This is a genomic window from Paracoccus wurundjeri, from assembly GCF_030678915.1.
Taxonomy (GTDB): domain Bacteria; phylum Pseudomonadota; class Alphaproteobacteria; order Rhodobacterales; family Rhodobacteraceae; genus Paracoccus; species Paracoccus onubensis_A.
In genome coordinates this window covers 62,052-79,526 of the sequence record NZ_JAUUTZ010000016.1, presented here as the reverse complement: position 1 = coordinate 79,526, position 17,475 = coordinate 62,052, and the positions used below count along the sequence as shown (strand labels likewise).

Below are 17,475 nucleotides of genomic sequence, written 5' to 3'. Positions count from 1 at the left end.
TGTTATTACGTAATGGATTATGTGAGTTTTTCTGGAGACGCGTATGCCCCGACAATTCACAATCCCTAAACGTCTTGCAATTGCTTCGCTTTTGTCCGGGGTCGCATGCATGTCTTATGCGCAGCAGTCCGATGCGCCTTTCCTTTTGGATCAGATTGTCATCACCGCGACGCAAGGAGAGCGTAATAAGCGCGACGCTCCTGCAAGCATCTCGGTGATCGATGGGGAAGGGTTGCGGCAACGACCGGTGAACGATCTAAGCGATGCTCTCGCGGGCGTGCCGGGTGTGACTGTCGATGGCGTGGGCCTGGGCAATCGTGGCGTCAGCCTGCGCGGGATGGACACCGATCACACGCTGGTCCTTGTCGATGGCGCCCGCATCAGCACTTCGGCTTCGGCTGTAGCGCATTCGGATTATGAACATGGCTGGATCCCGGCAGCCGCTATTGACCGGGTCGAGGTGGTGCGCGGCCCGATGTCTTCTCTTTATGGTTCCGAGGCGTTGGGCGGTGTGGTCAATGTCATTACCCGCCGGCCCGGCGAAAGCTGGGGCGGTTCGGTCACCGCGAATGGAACGGCACCGCGTGAAGGGGGCGATCAGCGATCGTTTAGCGCCTATGCAGCGGGCTCGGTTGTGCCGGGTTCGGTTGGGCTTAGCTTATGGGCCGAACACCGCCGCCGCGATGCGATAAACTCGAAGCAGGATCCGCGCCGGACCGAATTGGGAGAGCAGGATGCTACCACAGCGGGGCTTGGGCTGGTCTGGACCCCGGATGATCGTCAGAGCATTGATCTGAGCCTGGCTTATGGCAGGGAGAAGCGATGGAACGATATCGTCTCGGGCCCGTCCGCCTATCGCTCGGAAGACGAGATTCGGCGGAGTCGCGCGTCGCTGGCCCATGAAGGCGATTGGGGTTGGGCCGAAACGCGGTTAAGGCTGACGCGCACCGATATCGAAAGGACCAATCGCCGTAGCGACAGCCAGCCGGCGGGTGGACCGAACCGGCTGACGGACACGGTTCTTGATGGCCAGATCGTGATGGCTCCCCTCGACAATCACCGTGTGACGCTTGGCGCCGAGTTACGCGATGAGCGGTTGAAGGATCCCACGGTAAACAAGGCGGGCCGTGAAGAGGCAACCCATTACGCGGCCTTTCTGCAGGATGAAATCGCGCTTGGAGAGCAGTTGGAACTGGTCTTCGGCGCCCGTGCCGACCGGCACGAAGCCTTCGGCTGGGAGACGAGCCCGCGCGCCTATCTGGTTTGGCATGCGAGCAATGCACTGACGGTCAAGGGCGGGATCGGCAAGGGATTCCGTGCCCCGACCCTGAAAGAATTATCGCCGGAATACGAGGCAAGAGCCGGGGGTGGGCGGTTTACCGTTGTTGGCAATCCCGATCTGGAGCCTGAAACCAGCGTGACGGCGGAACTTGGGGTGGACTACGCAGGAAATGGTTGGAACGCAAATGCGACCATCTTCCAGAATCAGGTGGATAACCTCATTCAGACCGGTTGTGTTGTGAACTGCGCTGGCGGCGGCCCGCAAATCTGGACCTACAGCAATGTGGATGAAGTGCGGATTCGCGGCGTGGAACTGGGCGGCGATGTTGCACTGCGCCCCAATCTGATCCTGCGAGCAACCTATGGCTATCTCGATGCTGTCGATCGCACCAGTGGCGAGCAGTTGGCGGGCCGCCCGCGTCATTCGGGTGCGCTGGAACTCGAATGGCAACCGCTTGATGCGCTGTCCGCGCGACTGAACATCCGGCATGTCGGAAAGCAGCGCAGCACCACCGGCGACGGGATCGCGCCGTCCTATACCACAATGTCCCTTTATGGCGATTACGCAGTCAGCCATGCCGCGTCCCTGCAATTCGGGATCGAGAACCTGACCGACAAGCGGCTGGCCGCCGAAGACGACGCCTATAGTTATGCCGATCCCGGCAGGCGTGTATTTGCCGGCCTGACCGCGCGTTTCTGACGGGGTATCCGGGATGTCGAGGCTCTTGCATGCGGCGCTGCTTGCGCTGCTTCTCTTTCCCCTTGCCGGAATGGCCGGGACGGCGCGCGGGCCGGTCTTGCGCATCCTTGCCCCCGATTTCATCGTGCCGGGGAAATTTCAGGCGCTGGAGGAGATCGCGCGGTCCGAGGGGGTGGAGCTTCAGTCGGTCATCGTCGGGCCGACCCATTCCGGCAGTGCGGAATGGCTTGCGGATGCCGATCTGATCCTGATCGATACGTCACGCCCGAATGACCGTGCGCAACTTGAGGCCGTGCTTGCCAACCTGCCCGATATCGGCGTCCCCCGGATCACCATTGGCGGAGGCGCGCCGCAATGGCAGCATCTGGCCTCGCCTGACGCTACCCGGTTGATTGAATATTATGGGGCAGGCGGGACAGAGAATTATCGCAATTTCTTCCGCTATCTGGCCGCGTGGTCGCGGGATGCCGATCGCAGCGGTTTCCCCGATCCGGTCGCGCTTCCCGAGACCGCGATCTATCATCCCGATGCGCCGGATCTGTTCACCGGTGTCACCGCCTATCTGGACTGGCAGCGGGGCCGAGGTCTTGACGGCAAGGGTGTCATTGGCATCGTCACCCATTCCGGCACCGTCACCGATTTGACATCCGGTCCGGTCGACGGGCTGATCCGCGGGGTTGAGAATTCGGGCCTGATACCGGTGGCCTTCTGGTCGCCCTCCGAAGCACGACCGAAGCTGCTGCGGCAGGCTGGTGCCGATGCCGTGGTGATCCGCACCCATCTGCGCGATGGCCCGGTATTGGCGCAGCAGTTTCTGGAACTGGACATTCCTGTGATCCAGACGCTTGTCTATCGCGACGGATCGGCCAAAGATTTTCGGGCGGCGCAAAGCGGCGTTGCGCAAGGTTCGGCAGCGGTGTTTCTTGCCGGTGCCGAGGTCTGGGGCGCCAGCGATCCCATCGTTCTGACCGCGATCGAAAACGGACAAGAAGTTCTCATACCGGAGCAGCTTGACGCGCTGACCGACAAGCTGAGCCGCCTAGTCGTATTGCGCCACAAGCCCGAAGATGAGAAGCGGTTGGCAATGATGTTCTGGAATTATCCGCCGGGCGAGCGGAACTACTCGGCTTCGAATCTGAACATCCCGCGCAGTATCGAGATGATCACCGGGGCATTGGCGGATGCAGGCTATCATGTCGATCCGCTGGACGAGGCCGGTGCCATCGGGAACTTGCAGGCATTGTTGTCGATGTTGTGGCGTACGACCCCTCCGGAGGCTCTGCTTGATCGCGGGCTGGCCGATACCCTGCCGGTTTCGGATTATCGCGCATGGCTGGATGGCCTGCCCGATATTCGCCACAAGGAGATGACGGGGGCAGGGGACCCGTCGCGACACTGGGCGGTGCGGCAGATCGACGGGCAGGCGGCTTTCGTGATTCCCCGGTTGCAATTGGGCAATCTGGTGATCTTGCCGCAAATGCCGCGCGACGGCGACGGGGGGCACTCGCATTATCACGACACCGCTTCCGCGCCGGATCACCTTTATATGGCAGCCTATCTTTGGCTGCGGCAGGAATTCGGTGCGGACGCATTGATCCATCTGGGGACGCATGGAACCCAGGAATGGTTGAAGGGCAAGGATCGCGGGCTTTGGGCGGGTGATTACCCTTACCTCGCCCTTGGGGACATGCCGGTTTTCTATCCCTATCTTCAGGATAATGTCAGCGAAGCGATCCAGGCGCGCCGTCGTGGCCGCGCGGTGATCGTCAGCCATCAGACGCCACCTTTCGCGCCTGCGGGCCTGCAGGAAGAACTGCGCGAGTTGCATCACCTGATCCATGAATATGATCAGCTTGCCCCGGGGCCGGTCCGCGACGAAAGCGCCACGCGCCTGCGGAAGATGGCGGCCGAGTCCGGGCTGTCAGCCGATATGGGCTGGAATGAGGCGAAGATGCAAAATGATTTCTCCGGCTTCATGTCCGCGCTGCACGATCATCTGCACCATCTGGCGGAAAGCGCGGTGCCGTTGGGTCTGCATGTTTTCGGTGAGCCCGCCGATCCCGAACACCGGCTGGTCACCATCATGAAACAGCTTGGCGAGCCCTTTCAAAACGCGTTTGGCGATGGTGATGAGCCGCTGGTGGAAGATCCGGCACTGATCGGGCAAAGCGCGCCGGTCGTCCAGCTTCGCCGCTGGCTCCGCGATGGTGAAGAAGCGACCACGCCGGAAATGACCGAGTTGCGCGACCGTGCCATGAAGCTTGATCAGGCCGCCGCCGCATCGGACGAGATCCCCTCGCTTCTGGCAGGGTTGGCCGGACGATATATCCCGCCCGGCTCTGGCGGTGATCCGATCCGCGATCCGGAACTGCGTTCTGGGCGGAATCTCTATGCGTTCGAGGCGGACCGGATTCCTTCGGAAAGCGCCTATGCCGCCGGGGAACGGGCGCTGGACCAATTGCTGACCGCCTATGCCGAAGACCATGACGGCGAAATACCCGACCGGCTTGCCTTCAGCCTGTGGGCCAGCGAGGCGATCAACCATCTTGGCGTAACCGAGGCACAGATCCTGCATGCGCTTGGCCTGCACCCCATCCGGGATCCCGCGGGCAGGCTGACCGATCTTGAGATCATCCCGTCCGAAGAGTTGGGGCGGCCACGCATCGATGTGGTGATCTCGGTTACCAGCGTCTATCGCGACCAGTTCGACAGTTTCATGCGTCTGCTGGCGCAGGCGACGGATCGGCTGGCCGAACTGGACGAGCCGGGCAATGCCGTTGCCCTGAATAGTCGGAGGATCGAGGCGGAACTGAGCCGCGAAGGTATCGCACAGGATCAGGCCGCAAGGCTTGCCCGATACCGGATCTTCAGCAACGCGCCCGAGAATTACGGTTCGGGGATCAGCCATGTCACGCTGGACTCGGCAAGCTGGGACGATGAGGCGGTTCCTGCCGAGACCTTCCTGAACGGGACGCGCTTCGCCTATGGCGCGGAGGAATGGGGCATTGCCCCGGATGGCGTCAATCTGTTCGCCCGGCAGTTGAGCGGCAGCGACGCCGCGATCATGTCGCGCAGTTCGAACCTGCACGGTGTGCTGAGCAGCGATCACCCGTTCGAGTTTCTGGGAGGGCTTGGACTGGCGATCCGTCATCTGGATGGCAAGACGCCGGCTCTCTATATCTCGGATCTGCGGCAAGGTGAGCCCCGGACGGCTTCCCTTTCAAGTTTCCTGTCTGATGAATTGCGGCTGCGCTATCTTAGCCCGCAATGGCTGTCGGCGATGCAGGAACAGGGATATTCGGGCACGCTGGCCGTGCTTGACGGAACCAACAATCTTTTTGGCTGGCAGGTCGTCGCCCCTGAATCCGTGCGCGCCGACCAATGGCAGGCGATGTTCGAGACTTATGTCGAGGATGCGCTGGAATTGGGCGTCAACGAATGGTTCGAAGAACATAATCCGACTGCGCAGGCGCAACTGATCGCCCGCATGTCCGAGGCGATCCGCAAGGATTATTGGGACGCCCCGGCCGAAACCCGGGCACGGATGGCACAACGATGGCAGGAATTGGTGGCGATGGACGAAGTGAGTGTCCACGAAGCCGCCGCCACCCAGGATTTCCTGAGCCAGATGGCGCAGGGCTACGGTGTCGATGCCGCGCCCGCTGATGCTGCGGCAGCCGAAGCGTCTCTGACAATGACCGACCCTGCCGCCGCCGATACCGCCGCCGAGGCCATGAACGAGTCGCAACAGGTACAGGGCAAGCTGCTTGCTCCGGTCCCACCCCCGCCACAACCCGCGCCCGTGACGATCGATCTTTTGCTGGGTCTTTTCGGAATTCTTGTTCTGATCGGATTCGGCGTGTTCCTGCAAATCCGGGCTAACCGCGCCCCTTCCACCGGAGTCCCCGCATGACTGCACTGGAAACCCAGCTGTTCGAGATTTCCCGCCTGTTCCAGACCCCTGTCCTTTTGCTGATCCTTGCCGCGTTGATTTATGCCTTCGTCAGCCTTGGCATGTTCCTTGCCGAATATGCGCAGCGTCGGACGGGCGGTTATCGCCCGGTGCTGGCGCTTTCGGCGGAGGGTGCGTCCAGCGATGATCTGGAACTCGAGATCCTGCGCCGGACCGAGTGGCTTCGCATCGTTTCACGCGCGGCGCCGATGCTGGGGCTGGTGGCGACGATGATCCCGATGGGGCCGGCATTACTGGCCCTTGGACGCAATGATTCCGCCCTGGTGGCTGAAAATCTGGTCGTGGCCTTTTCGGCGGTGATCCTTGCGCTTATCGCCGCCTCGATCACGTTTCTTGTGCTGACCATCCGCCGTCGCTGGCTTTTACAGGAATTGCGGGCGGTGGAACGCGGATCCGGGGCGGTCTGATGCGGTTTCTGGAACAGGATGACGACGATCCAATCCTGTCGGTGGTCAATCTGATCGATCTGTTTCTGGTGGTGATCGGTATCCTGATGATCGTAATCCTGCAAAATCCGCTGAATCCCTTTGCGGCGGAAAGCGTGACCGTGATCGAAAATCCCGGCACAGACCAGATGCGCGTGACCATCAAGGAGGGCGAGGTCCTGCAAAGCTACGAGGCCAGCGACAGCATCGGAGAAGGGCAGGGCGTTCGGGCGGGTATCACTTACCGGCTGGATGATGGCCGGATGATCTATGTCCCAGAAGAGGAATAGCCCCCTTTCCGTTGATCTTCACGAGGCTTGATTCCCTGGTCATTTTGTCCGGACGGGGCTGGCTGGTGCATACCGAGATGCCTGAATATATGATTTTTGGGTTTTTAACGCGTTACCTGATAATATCATCTGCTCGCCTCGTTATATTTTTAAATGTGCTCCGACCCCGAACCTTCTACCGCCCATGGCGAAAGTTTTCCGGCTTTGATCAGGATGACAGGCCGGTGATGCCTCCCGATTTCGTCAGCGTGATCGGGGCTTTGTTTCCGATCGCGCTGTGTGGCCGTTCCTCATTGTAGTGTCTACGCCAATCCTCCAGCTTTTCGATCGCATCTGCAAGGCTCATGAAGTTGCCATTGGAGCGCCATCGGTTCGAGCGACAATGGCGACGGGCGTTCAGGCACTCGGACCTGAGCTTGCTGTTGAACGCCTCAATGAAGCCATTGTCCGTCGGCGCCGGCGATAAAGATTTTCATGGAAAGACTCCTTCGGATTTCGGGCGCCCCGATGCGGCGCAGTCAGTTTTCGAGTGCGGCCTGAGGCGTGTTGCGGAAGCTGATCGCCATGCGGTTGAAGGCATTCATCAGGCTGATCGCGATGGTGAGATCGACCAGCTCCTTCTCGCCGAAAACCGCGCGGGCGGCCTGGTAGGCCTCGTCCGGCACATTCGTCTGGGCCACGCGCGTCACGGTTTCGGCCCAGGCCAGGGCGGCGCGCTCGGTCTCGCTGAACAGCGGGCCGCCTTCTTCCCAGGCCTGAACAAGAGCGAGCTTTTCGACCGGCACGCCTTTCTTTGCGAGATCGCGGGTGTGCATGTCGAGGCAAAAGGCGCAATTGTTGATCTGTGAAACACGCAGATAGACAAGCTCCACCAGTTCGGCGGGCAGACCGCTTTGCATGACATAGCCATAGACCCCGCCCAGCGCCTTGGCGCCGTTCGGCGCGATCTGGTTGTAATCCAGCCGTTTGCTCATATCGGTTTTCCTTTGCTGTTATTCGACGGGCGTAGTCAGCGGGTTGTCACCGGTATCGAGAACGAAGACGGCAAGCAGTTTCGCAGGTTCGGTCTCGCTGGCATTGCGGCTGACCGAATGGGTCGCGCCCGGCGGTTCTGACCAGCTTTCGCCGGCCTGATAGACACGTGTCTCGCCGTCATCGACCTTCGACTCGATGGCGCCCGAGACCACATAGGCATAGATGAACGCCGAACCCGCATGGCTATGGGACGGAGAGGCCGCGCCCGGAGCGTATTCGACCTCGACGGCAATCAGCGATTTGCCGGGAATATTGGGAATGGCCGCCTCGAAATTCGGCGTGACGGTTTCCGTTTCGCCATCATGGGCGAAGGCGGGACCTGCCACTGAGAGGGCAAGGGCTGTGATGCTGGTGGTGAGGATGGTTTTGGTATTCATGAAGGTCCTCCTTTCGATGGATGGAAGATGCTTCCGATATGAGCTATAGAGAAGAACCAATAATGAAGAATAATTCTGTACCATTATAGCATGAAGAAACTCCTGCACCTGAATGTCGACCGATCCGCGAAGGCGACGCTTGCGGACCAGATCCGGCACGGGATCGCGACCGCGATCGAAAACGGTGTGCTTGAGCCCGGCGCGCGCCTGCCCTCGTGGCAGGACCTTGCCGTCCAACTCGGCGTTGCCCGGGGCACGGTGCGGGCGGCCTATGAGAAGCTGAACGCGGCTCAGCTAATCGTCGCGTCCGGCGCGGCAGGAACGCGCGTCGCGCCGCGTCCTCGGGCAGTGGCGAAAAGCGAGCAGCGACCCGATCCCGGTTCCTTCCTTGAAATCTATCAGGAGATGACCCAGGGTCCCGCTTTCTTCCAGATGGGCGTCCCCGCGACCGAAACTTTCCCCGCGACGCTCTTCGCGCGCATACGTGCAAAAGCCGTTCGCGCAGAAGCGAGCGCGGCCCCCATCTACCCGGATCCGCGCGGCGAATTCGAGCTGAGGCGAGAGATCGCTGGCTATCTTACCATCGCCCGCGGTATCGACTGCTTGCCGTCGCAGATCATCGTAACCGGCGGATACGGTGCCGGGCTGGGGCTTGCGTTTCGGGCGCTGGGGCTTGAGGGGCGGAAGGCCTGGATGGAGGAGCCGGGTTTTCCTTTCACCCGCAAAGGGCTTGAACTCGCGCGGTTATTGATCGTGCCGGTACCGGTCGATGCGGACGGCATCGATATCGACTACGGGCTGCGTCATGCGGCGGACGCAAAGCTGGTGGTGGTGACGCCCGGACAGCAGGCGCCCCTGGGCGCGACATTATCGCTTGAGCGGCGCCTGAAGCTGCTCGACTGGGCTGCCGATAGCGGTGCCTGGATCATAGAGGACGATTATCTCAGCGAATTGCAACTGACAGGTCGTGCCGCGCCGGCGCTGGCATCGCTCGACCGTGCCGGGCGGGTCATTCATATCGGTTCATTCAGCAAGACGATCAGCCCGACGATCCGGCTTGGCTTCATCGTCGCGCCGGTCGATCTGATGGCATGCTTTGCTGAAGTGGCAGCCTGTCTTGCCCCGCCGCCGGGACCCGCGGTGCAGCTTGCCACGGCGGAATTCATGCGCGAAGGCCATTATCTGCGCCATCTCCGCCGTCTGAAGCGCAGCTATGCCGCGAAGCGGGATGAATTGCTGGCTGAGCTTCATTCCCGTTTCGATGCCGATCAGGTTACGGCGACGGGCCTGGCCGTGTTGCTGCGCTTGCCCGACGGTGCGGCGGATCTTGCCATTGCGCGTGAAATGCTGGCTTTCGGCATGTTTCCCGCACCGCTCTCGCCTTTTTACGCATCGTCGGAGACTAGCCGGTCCGGGCTGCTGCTTGGCGTTGCGACATCGCCGACAAGGGAACTCGCGAGATCCTGCGAGCGAATGGAGGAACTCATCCGGCGCTTTAGCTGCGTCCCGGATACGGCCTTTGGCTCTGACTATGATCACCCTTGAGTGTGGAAATGGGCGACAGCATCGATTCTTCTGTCTTATCAGGATGTATTGACCGAGCAGGGGATAAAAAATGGGCGGTGAACGGTCATTGTTTCGGTTGTTATGCATTTTGTTGATGCGTGACGCCCGTCATCCATATAATCGTTAATAGGGATCAGTTTTCATCACCTTCGGTCGCATTACCCGAATGCGGTGCGGGTGATCAGGCGCAGGGCGCTGCGTGCGTGGTACGCAACGTAAGCCCTGACAAATTTTTACTGATTGTCGGATGCTGCTATCCTCTGCATCGAATGAGACCCGTTGACCGATCATTCTTCGGAGAGAAAGGAAACGAACTGTGAGCGACGACGATCCATATAGTATTCTGGGCGTTTCCAAATCCGCCACGCAGGATGAAATCAAGAAGGCTTACCGGAAGCTTGCCAAGAAGCTCCATCCTGACCTCAATCCCGGCGACAAGGCCAAAGAGGCTGAATTTCAACTGATCAGCAATGCTTATGACCTCCTCGGCGACGAGGAAAAACGTAAACGTTTTGATGCCGGTGAAATTGATTCCAGCGGACAGGAACAACACCGGCAGCAATATTATCGGCATTATGCCGACAATGATCCCCAGGGACGTTATTCTTCTGGCGCAGGTTATTCCGACTTTCAGGACTTCTCCGAGGTCTTTTCGGATCTGTTTTCGCGGCGAGCCGACCGGTCGGGTAGGGCGGAGTATGGGCGACGGGATTTCGACGCACGCGGTGGCGATATCCGCTATAATATGGAGGTCGATTTTCTGGATGCTGCACTTGGTGCCAAGCGCTCGATCTCGCTGCCGGACGGCACCCAGATCGACCTGAAGATTCCGGCGGGGCTACGTGACGGTCAGACATTGCGGCTGAAAGGCAAAGGGCAGCCGGGCTTTGGTAAAGGGCCGGCCGGGGATGCCTATGTTACCGTCTCTGTCCGTTCGCATCCGCTTTATACCCGTGACGGCAACGACATCGAGATAGAGCTGCCGGTGACCTTTGATGAGGCGGTTCTGGGTGCGAAGGTTGAGGTGCCGACGATTTCGGGTTCTGTGTCGATGCGCCTGCCCAAAGGGGCGTCGTCCGGGCATCGGCTGCGTCTCAAGGGCAAGGGGATCGCTTCGCCCAACGGCTCTGGAGATCAATATGTACGTCTCAAGATCGTGCTGCCCCAAGCCATCGATTCCGAGATGGAGGCGCTGGCCAAGCGCTGGAGCGAACATGCCGCTTTTGATCCAAGGGAGACCCTGAGGAGGAACATATGATCTATGACGAAACCGCCGTGGTTGGCGAAATCCGCAGGGTCAGTTTGACCGATTTGCGGTTCTACGTAAAAGAGGGGTGGGTGCGTCCAGCTCGGGGTGATACCGGGCCGGTGTTCGACGATCTCGATGTCGCGCGGCTTCGGCTGATCTGTGACTTACGGCTGGATATGGACTTGTCGGATGATGCACTTCCTGTGGTGCTTTCGCTTCTCGATCAGCTACAGGGAATACGGCGCGAGCTGCATAATCTTGCGCGCGCGGTCGATAGTCAGCCGGAAGCAATCCGCCGCTCTGTGATAGCGGCATGCCAAGCCCGATACGAAGTTCAGGAATTGGATTAGATCATTTTGATCGCGCGGTTTTGCAGGAGTCTGTAGCCAGCACCATCTTCCGGGGCGCCCAAGTAATCTAACACTGAGTGAACTCTGTTTCGAACGCGGCAACAGGGTTCCCAATTGGCGGAGCGATCCGTACTGGTTTAGGGGGAAAGCTGTCTTGAACCGCCTTTATCACCATTCTTAAGAATACGATAAAGGATACTGCAGGCACGAAAGCCCCCAGGCCACATGACGGGATCAGATCAGTGACAGCAGGTGTTATATCCAGACGGTTGACCCCACCGGGCTCAACTTCTTACGACGCGGTGACAGCCGCTGTTCATAAGCCCGCACAGAGGAAGGCTAATGATGCGGTCGAGCCGGGCGCATTCTTGATCGATCCTCTTCACGAGCCGCTCCGCTTCGCCTTTCTGCTGGCTCCCAACTTTTCCATGATGAGCCTCAGCTCGGCGATCGAACCCATCCGAGTAGCCAATCGCCTTCTGGGTCGCGCAGCATTCGAATGGAGTACTTGCAGTATCGACGGAAATGCCTCTGTGGCGTCGAACGGATTGTCGCTTACTGCCGAGCGAACTGACGATGCGATTAAGCATGTGGATGCCATGATCCTGTGCGGAGGCACCAGGTTGAGTGCCGAGGACGAACAGCCCATCATGCGCGCCCTGCGGTCGGCGGCGCATCACCAGCGTGCAATTGGGGCTCTTTCGACTGCAACTTATCTGCTGGCAAAGGCTGGGTTACTGAGCGGCTATCGCTGCACCATTCATTGGGAGAATATGCCGGCGCTGCGCGAGGATTTTCCTGATTTGATCGTAACCGAAAACATCTACGAGATTGATCGCGATCGTCTGACCTCTTCTGGCGGAACGACGGCACTCGACATGATGCTGCAAATCATTCTGTCGCGTTACGGTGTGGAAGTTGCAAGTGAAGTCGCAGCCCAGTTCCAGCATATCAAAATCCGTCGTTATAACGAGCCGCAGTCCGGCTGGCGGCAGGGCAACCTTGCTTCATTGCCAATGACGCTTCGCAGGGCCGTCAACGCCATGCGTTCAAATATTGAAGAGCCTTTGGAGATCCGAGAGATTGCTCGCCGCGCGGGGCTGAGCCAGCGCCAATTGGAACGTACTTTCGCGGCATATCTATCGATGCGGCCGATGCACTATTATATCATGATCCGAACAGAACGCGGACGAGAATTGCTTGTATATACCGAAATGCCCCTTATCTCGATCGCCGTTGCGGTCGGTTTCGGGTCTGTATCAAGATTCTCGAAATGGTTTCGGCATTTCCACGGCCAATCTCCCCTGGAATGCAGACGGGCAGGTCAAGGAAGGCAATGACATGAAAGCCCGGCTGACTGGGCCAAGCTCGCTCATGTGAGTGGGCATTATTTGCGCAGAACGTTCAGCAGATCGGCGACCTGGGTTCCATTCTCTCCAAATCGAAGCAGTAGATTGAGACAGGTCCGACTCTTGTCTTCGCTCCAATACCGGGCAGTGTAGCGCAGAAACTTGTCGATAAGTTCGTCTTGGGAAAGCGGGTCACCGGGATTCCCCCGCGGTTCCCGAGGCGATGAGTTCAATACCTGTCCGTCCCGAAGGCGAATTTCAGTCCGGGCAAAGCGGCGCTCTGGAAACAGTCTTGAGAATACAGGATCTTCGATGAACCGGATGCGTCCAGTCATATCCCGTGCCGCCTTGTTGCCAAGCGCAGCGTCTGAAATATGCTCCGGCAGCACAGCACCATGCAGGACCGCGACGGCGGTCGGGAATGCTGTGGCGTATTGTGCCTGATCAGTTGTCTCGGGAACTCCCTGGAAGAGGCGGGTGGCTTCGTGGAAAGTATGCACGACGATCTCGTCGACATCCTCCGTGCGGAACTCGTGCGCGGCGCGAAGCTCGATCACCGCGTCAATCGCCGGATGAGCCCAACGGCATACTGGATATGGTTTCGCATATTGTTCAAGGATCCGCCACCGGGAGCCAAGATCAGCCCAGATACTGTCCAACTGATCCGAAACGACCGAGACCGCGGGCGCGCCGGTAAAGCCCTTTGCCGCGAGATAGCCCGCAGAAACACCGGCCATCGCCCCCCAGCCTGAGCCATCCTTGACCATGGTCGGATAGTCGACGTCCCGCATCAACTGGCTGCGCGGGCCATGATATTCTGCGATACCCAGAGCGTGCCGGAATGGATCGTCGTCAAGGTCAAGCAAATGTGCCGTCAGGGCGGCGCATGTGATTGCGTTCCAGGCACCCGATGAGTGATATTCTGCTGCGCTCGCATGAAGGGCGATGCCGGCGCGCGTACCGATTTCATATCCCGCCACCAGAAGCGCCATGAAGTCGGCGCCCGAAAACTGCCCGGGCCGGCTTTCAAGCACAGCGACAAGGGCGGGGAGAACCGCGCAACCGACATGACCCTTGGTCAGCGAATGACCGTCGTGGGAGTCAACGGAATCGATTATCATTCCACCGACCAGGGCAGCCCCCACGGCACTCATGCGTGGGCCGCCCAGCAATGGCTGACAGGCTGCGGTCGACCGAACCATGCCGTGAAAATCTTGCGCATATTGTGTGATGATCGCCGCGAGCGGTGTATCGGAGCCGGCGACAGAGGTCGCAATAAGATCAATCAGGCAAAACCGTGCCTTCTCGACAATTTCGATGGGAAGTTCGGTGAAGCGAAGGCCCCGAAGATACTCTCTCAGATCAACATCTCGGTTCGAAAGAGCGGGCGAAATGCTCTGTCCGTGGGATTCGGACAGGCGTATGTATTGCTGGCCGGTCATTCCGCCAATCCTTCGCTTTTCAAAAAGTCGGATGCAACCTGTTGGGGCGTTTTCTTGTCAACGTCGACCTTGGCGTTCAGCTTGGCCATTTTATCGCTGTCCAGGCGGCTGGAAATATCCTTTAGGAGTTGTTTCAACTCGGGGAGAGCAGATAACACGTCTTTGGTCGCGACGGGTGTCATAACCTGAGGGATATGATAATCCTTGTCATCCTCGAGCAGCACAAAGTCGAATGCCGGAATGCGACCATCAGTCGAAAATACAAGACCAACATCGATCTGTCCGTCGCGGAGCGCCTGATAAATTAATCCAGAGTCCATGCGCGTGATATCTTTGCGGGCGAACTTGAAGCCATAAGCCTCCTGTAGTGGCATCAGGCCGTCCTTGCGCCCATAGAATTCGGCGTTGCTTCCCAAGGTCAGTTCCTTGTTTGCGTTGACAGCAGCGGCGAGGTCGCTGGTCGTCTTTATCCCAAGCTCCTCTGCCTTTTCACGACGCATCGCAAGCGCATAAGTATCGTTCACGTCAGAGCTTTCTAACCACTCAAGCCCATTTGGCGCGTCCAGTTCATTTAGCTTCGCAACCATCTCATCGCGGGGAATACCCGGTGTCTTGTGATAGTTTACCAGGGCGGGGCCGGTATATTCCCAATAAAGGTCGATTTGCCTGGAAATGATCCCTTGGCGGATAACATTACTGCCAAGCTCGGAGGTCAGGGTGGTCTCGACCCCTTTAGCCCCAAGATATTGCCTGGTTATCTCTGCAATCAGAATATTCTCGGTGAACCCTTTTGAGCCGATATCGACCTCGGTTGCATGGGCGAAGTGGGACATGATGGCAAAGAATATTGCGGCAAGGCTTGCAAATAATGTTTTCATCGGACCTCTCCTTGTTTTTCTGATAAGCCTGAGGTGGTATGTTGGGTCGCTCCGCCAGCCCGCTCGCAGCCCTATTTCCGCGGCTAGCTTCTACTGCGGAATGCGGGCGGGAATTAGATCGAGTGTTCGAAAGAGGCTTCTCACAAGCTCATTCTCACCGTCTGCTTGCAACGTTCACCCTATGCGAATCGACATACTGATTTAAGAAATCGACATTTAGCCGGTAGGGACGGATCGCCCCTTGCCCGTGATCTGATGTCGGCTTCTATCGGTTATGGGCATATGTCCGGGATGACCGCCCCCGGAATGGGAACGCGGCGCCAGCCACATTCGGGCTGTTCTTTGGATCAGTGGCAGAACAGCCCTTACTTCGCTTCTTCTGCGATCACGAGAAGACCAACCCCGATCTGCAGTGTTTTTCCCGGAATGTTGCTTCCCAAACAGCCAGCCAGACGGTCAAAAGGGGGTGACGCTTGGGGCGGGGGGCAGAATGATTTCGGCCCGTTCGCCACCACCCTTGCGGGGCGCAAGGTGCAGTTCGCCCCCCATTGCCTTGACGGCTGTGGCGACGATGGAGAGGCCGAGGCCGCTGCCGCCGTCCGAGGAGCTTGCCGCGCCGCGATAGAAGCGCTCGGTGACATGGGGACGGTCGGCTTCACTGATGCCGGGGCCGCGATCCAGCACGCTGAAGCAGATCTTTTCACCGTCGCGCGTCAGTTGTGCCTCGACGCTGGCACCCCTGGATGACGCGATGATTGCGTTTTCAAGAAGATTGCGCAACGCGGGTGCCAGCAGGGCTGCTTGCGCGGTGCGCCATTCTGTCGGCTCGGTTTTCAGCTGCAAAGCAATGTCACGCGCCTGCGCCAGTCCGGCGAGTTCATCGACCACATCGGCAAGGATGCGGGCACCGCTTTGCGTTGAGGGCTGTGTACTGTCGATGGCGTTATCGACGGCGGTCATGTCCAGAAGCTGACGTACCATGCGATCGGTGCGGTCGACTCCCCGCGTGATCTGGGCGAGGGCCTTGTCGCGGGTTCCGGTATCCTGAGCGAGTGCCGCGATCTGTGCCTGTGTCTTCAGTCCTGCGAGCGGAGTTTTCAGCTCATGTGCGGCGAAGGCGGTGAAACTGCGCTCGCGTTCACGAAGACCATCGACCCGCCGGAACAACCCGTTCAATGCATCGATCATAGGGCGCAATTCGGACGGCGCGCGGCTGTTTTTCAGCGGGCTGAGATCCGTTGCCGGGCGACCCGATAACGCGTCGGCGAGTTTGTCCAGTGGTTCCAGCCCGCGCCGTACGGCAAACCAGATCAAGGCGGCGAGCAGGGGAAGAATCAGGACGGCCGGGGCCAGAAGACCGATGGCCACGCCGTGGACCAGCCGGTCGCGCATGCCGAGCGTATCACCGACCATGACGCGTATGCCCAATTCTTCATCGACATGGCTGTAGACACGCCAGATCTCGCCATCGACCTCGCGCTCGCTGAAGCCTTCGTGCCCGTCACCCAGTTGTACCGGGGGTGCACCGCTGGATCCACTTTTCAGCTGACCGTCAAAGCCCCAGACCTGACAGATCAGCTGGCGGGCAAAATCATGCTGGCCGGTATCGGGAAGGGCCGGGGCCTCATCGACCAGTGCCGCCGTGTCGGGGCCAACGATGCCGCCATTGCGTTCGATCAGTGACGCCACCATCTGGGCCGATTCCTGCAGGCGCCGGTCCAGCACATTCCCCACCTCGGTCCGGGTGGAGTGCTGGATCCACAATACAGCCGAGAGCCAGATCGCACCGGTAGCGACCAGCAGAATGATGAATAGCCGCCTGCGGATCGAGTTCATTGCGGCCTTCCTTCATCTGCCGGGCCGGACAGGCGGTAGCCGATGCCGCGTACGGTCTGGATGAATTCACGGCCCAACTTGTTACGCAGGTGATGAATATGGACTTCGACGGTATTGCTTTCGACCTCCTCCTGCCACCCATAAAGCCGTTCCTCGAGTTGCGGCTTTGACAGGATGCGGCCCGGATGTTCGATCAGCGATTGCAGGATGGTGAATTCTCGGCGCGAGAAACGCAGGTTTTTTCCTCGGATCTGTCCGCTTTGTGTTGCCGGGCAAAGCCTGAGCCCGTTCCATTCGATCACTGCCGAAGCGCGGCCTTCCTGTCGCCGCAGCATGGCGCGCAGGCGGGCGGCCAGTTCCTGCAGGTCGAAGGGCTTTCCCAGGTAATCATCTGCGCCGGCATCGAGCCCCGATATCCGGTCATGCACCTGATCGCGAGCGGTCAGAAGAAGGATCGGGAGGCGTGATCCCGTCTTTCGCAATTCGGCAAGCAGGTCCAGACCCGATCCGTCGGGCAGCATGATGTCCAGCACGACACCCGCAAAATCACTGCTGCCCAACGCAGCGCGGGCATCTGCCAGCGTGCCGACCGTATCGGCGGTGAATCCTGACAGCCCCAACCCGACGCTGAGCCCATCGGACAGAACCGGATCGTCTTCGACAATCAGCAAGCGCATTGTGCCATTCCCTCATGCTCTGCCATGCTCACGCTTTTGTCGATCAA

The 17,475-nt window shown here is 59.4% G+C and carries 14 protein-coding genes and 1 pseudogene; 8 read left to right on the top strand and 7 right to left on the bottom strand.

Going from position 1 to position 17,475, the window contains the following annotated elements:
* Positions 1-109: 109 nt before the first annotated feature.
* Genes Q0601_RS15885 through Q0601_RS15870 form a run of 4 tightly spaced genes read left to right on the top strand, consistent with a single transcriptional unit; the run spans position 110 to position 6,669 of the window.
* Entirely contained in the window at positions 110-1,981 is a 1,872-nt protein-coding gene (locus tag Q0601_RS15885) for a TonB-dependent receptor domain-containing protein (protein ID WP_305290849.1), read from the top strand.
* 13 nt (positions 1,982-1,994) lie between these two features.
* Positions 1,995-5,894 carry a cobaltochelatase subunit CobN gene (cobN, locus tag Q0601_RS15880; protein ID WP_305290848.1) on the top strand — a complete coding sequence of 1,300 codons (3,900 nt, stop codon included), beginning with the start codon at positions 1,995-1,997 and terminating at the stop codon, positions 5,892-5,894.
* A complete protein-coding gene (locus Q0601_RS15875) occupies positions 5,891-6,361 on the top strand; it encodes a MotA/TolQ/ExbB proton channel family protein (protein ID WP_305290847.1) in 471 nt (156 codons plus the stop codon). Before cobN ends, Q0601_RS15875 begins: the two co-directional genes overlap by 4 nt.
* Positions 6,361-6,669, top strand: coding sequence for a DUF2149 domain-containing protein (locus Q0601_RS15870; protein ID WP_305290846.1), 309 nt, complete (start codon positions 6,361-6,363; stop codon positions 6,667-6,669). Before Q0601_RS15875 ends, Q0601_RS15870 begins: the two co-directional genes overlap by 1 nt.
* Before the next feature lie 208 nt (positions 6,670-6,877).
* Here the strand turns inward: Q0601_RS15870 and Q0601_RS15865 are convergent.
* The 3 genes and pseudogenes from Q0601_RS15865 to Q0601_RS15855 all read right to left on the bottom strand — a co-directional run.
* A pseudogene (locus Q0601_RS15865) lies at positions 6,878-7,123 on the bottom strand (integrase core domain-containing protein); the annotation flags it as partial.
* A 64-nt stretch (positions 7,124-7,187) separates the two neighbouring features.
* Positions 7,188-7,643 carry a carboxymuconolactone decarboxylase family protein gene (locus Q0601_RS15860; protein ID WP_305290845.1) on the bottom strand — a complete coding sequence of 152 codons (456 nt, stop codon included), beginning with the start codon at positions 7,641-7,643 and terminating at the stop codon, positions 7,188-7,190.
* Positions 7,644-7,661: 18 nt separating this feature from the next.
* A complete protein-coding gene (locus Q0601_RS15855; protein WP_305290844.1) occupies positions 7,662-8,081 on the bottom strand; it encodes a cupin domain-containing protein in 420 nt (139 codons plus the stop codon).
* A 90-nt stretch (positions 8,082-8,171) separates the two neighbouring features.
* On the opposite strand from Q0601_RS15855, the gene pdxR reads away from it, so the two are divergent.
* The 4 genes from pdxR to Q0601_RS15835 all read left to right on the top strand — a co-directional run bounded on the left by pdxR (position 8,172) and on the right by Q0601_RS15835 (position 12,586).
* On the top strand, positions 8,172-9,626 hold the full coding sequence (pdxR, locus tag Q0601_RS15850) for a MocR-like pyridoxine biosynthesis transcription factor PdxR (protein ID WP_305290843.1): 1,455 nt from the start codon (positions 8,172-8,174) through the stop codon (positions 9,624-9,626).
* 337 nt (positions 9,627-9,963) lie between these two features.
* Positions 9,964-10,905, top strand: a complete 942-nt coding sequence (locus Q0601_RS15845; protein ID WP_305290842.1) for a DnaJ C-terminal domain-containing protein — start codon at positions 9,964-9,966, stop codon at positions 10,903-10,905.
* A complete protein-coding gene (locus tag Q0601_RS15840) occupies positions 10,902-11,246 on the top strand; it encodes a chaperone modulator CbpM (RefSeq protein ID WP_305290841.1) in 345 nt (114 codons plus the stop codon). The genes Q0601_RS15845 and Q0601_RS15840 overlap by 4 nt, the downstream gene beginning before the upstream one ends.
* Positions 11,247-11,488: 242 nt before the next feature.
* Positions 11,489-12,586 (top strand): GlxA family transcriptional regulator, encoded by a 1,098-nt coding sequence (locus Q0601_RS15835; protein WP_305290840.1) that lies wholly within the window; start codon positions 11,489-11,491, stop codon positions 12,584-12,586.
* 47 nt (positions 12,587-12,633) lie between these two features.
* On the opposite strand, the gene Q0601_RS15830 is transcribed toward Q0601_RS15835, so the two are convergent.
* The 4 genes from Q0601_RS15830 to Q0601_RS15815 form a co-directional block, all read right to left on the bottom strand.
* Entirely contained in the window at positions 12,634-14,037 is a 1,404-nt protein-coding gene (locus Q0601_RS15830) for an MmgE/PrpD family protein (RefSeq protein ID WP_305290839.1), read from the bottom strand.
* Positions 14,034-14,915 (bottom strand): glycine betaine ABC transporter substrate-binding protein, encoded by an 882-nt coding sequence (locus Q0601_RS15825; RefSeq protein ID WP_305290838.1) that lies wholly within the window; start codon positions 14,913-14,915, stop codon positions 14,034-14,036. The genes Q0601_RS15830 and Q0601_RS15825 overlap by 4 nt, the downstream gene beginning before the upstream one ends.
* A gap of 456 nt (positions 14,916-15,371) precedes the next feature.
* Positions 15,372-16,751 carry an ATP-binding protein gene (locus Q0601_RS15820; protein WP_305290837.1) on the bottom strand — a complete coding sequence of 460 codons (1,380 nt, stop codon included), beginning with the start codon at positions 16,749-16,751 and terminating at the stop codon, positions 15,372-15,374.
* On the bottom strand, positions 16,748-17,428 hold the full coding sequence (locus tag Q0601_RS15815; protein ID WP_305290836.1) for a response regulator: 681 nt from the start codon (positions 17,426-17,428) through the stop codon (positions 16,748-16,750). Before Q0601_RS15815 ends, Q0601_RS15820 begins: the two co-directional genes overlap by 4 nt.
* Positions 17,429-17,475: the final 47 nt, after the last annotated feature.

Coding starts and splice junctions, on each gene's coding strand:
- Q0601_RS15830 (WP_305290839.1), bottom strand. CDS start 14,037: ATGACCGGCCAGCAATACATACGCCTGTCCGAATCCCACGGACAGAGC.
- Q0601_RS15860 (WP_305290845.1), bottom strand. CDS start 7,643: ATGAGCAAACGGCTGGATTACAACCAGATCGCGCCGAACGGCGCCAAG.
- Q0601_RS15875 (WP_305290847.1), top strand. CDS start 5,891: ATGACTGCACTGGAAACCCAGCTGTTCGAGATTTCCCGCCTGTTCCAG.
- Q0601_RS15885 (WP_305290849.1), top strand. CDS start 110: ATGTCTTATGCGCAGCAGTCCGATGCGCCTTTCCTTTTGGATCAGATT.
- pdxR (WP_305290843.1), top strand. CDS start 8,172: ATGAAGAAACTCCTGCACCTGAATGTCGACCGATCCGCGAAGGCGACG.
- Q0601_RS15820 (WP_305290837.1), bottom strand. CDS start 16,751: ATGAACTCGATCCGCAGGCGGCTATTCATCATTCTGCTGGTCGCTACC.
- Q0601_RS15815 (WP_305290836.1), bottom strand. CDS start 17,428: ATGCGCTTGCTGATTGTCGAAGACGATCCGGTTCTGTCCGATGGGCTC.
- Q0601_RS15855 (WP_305290844.1), bottom strand. CDS start 8,081: ATGAATACCAAAACCATCCTCACCACCAGCATCACAGCCCTTGCCCTC.
- Q0601_RS15825 (WP_305290838.1), bottom strand. CDS start 14,915: ATGAAAACATTATTTGCAAGCCTTGCCGCAATATTCTTTGCCATCATG.
- Q0601_RS15840 (WP_305290841.1), top strand. CDS start 10,902: ATGATCTATGACGAAACCGCCGTGGTTGGCGAAATCCGCAGGGTCAGT.
- Q0601_RS15870 (WP_305290846.1), top strand. CDS start 6,361: ATGCGGTTTCTGGAACAGGATGACGACGATCCAATCCTGTCGGTGGTC.
- cobN (WP_305290848.1), top strand. CDS start 1,995: ATGTCGAGGCTCTTGCATGCGGCGCTGCTTGCGCTGCTTCTCTTTCCC.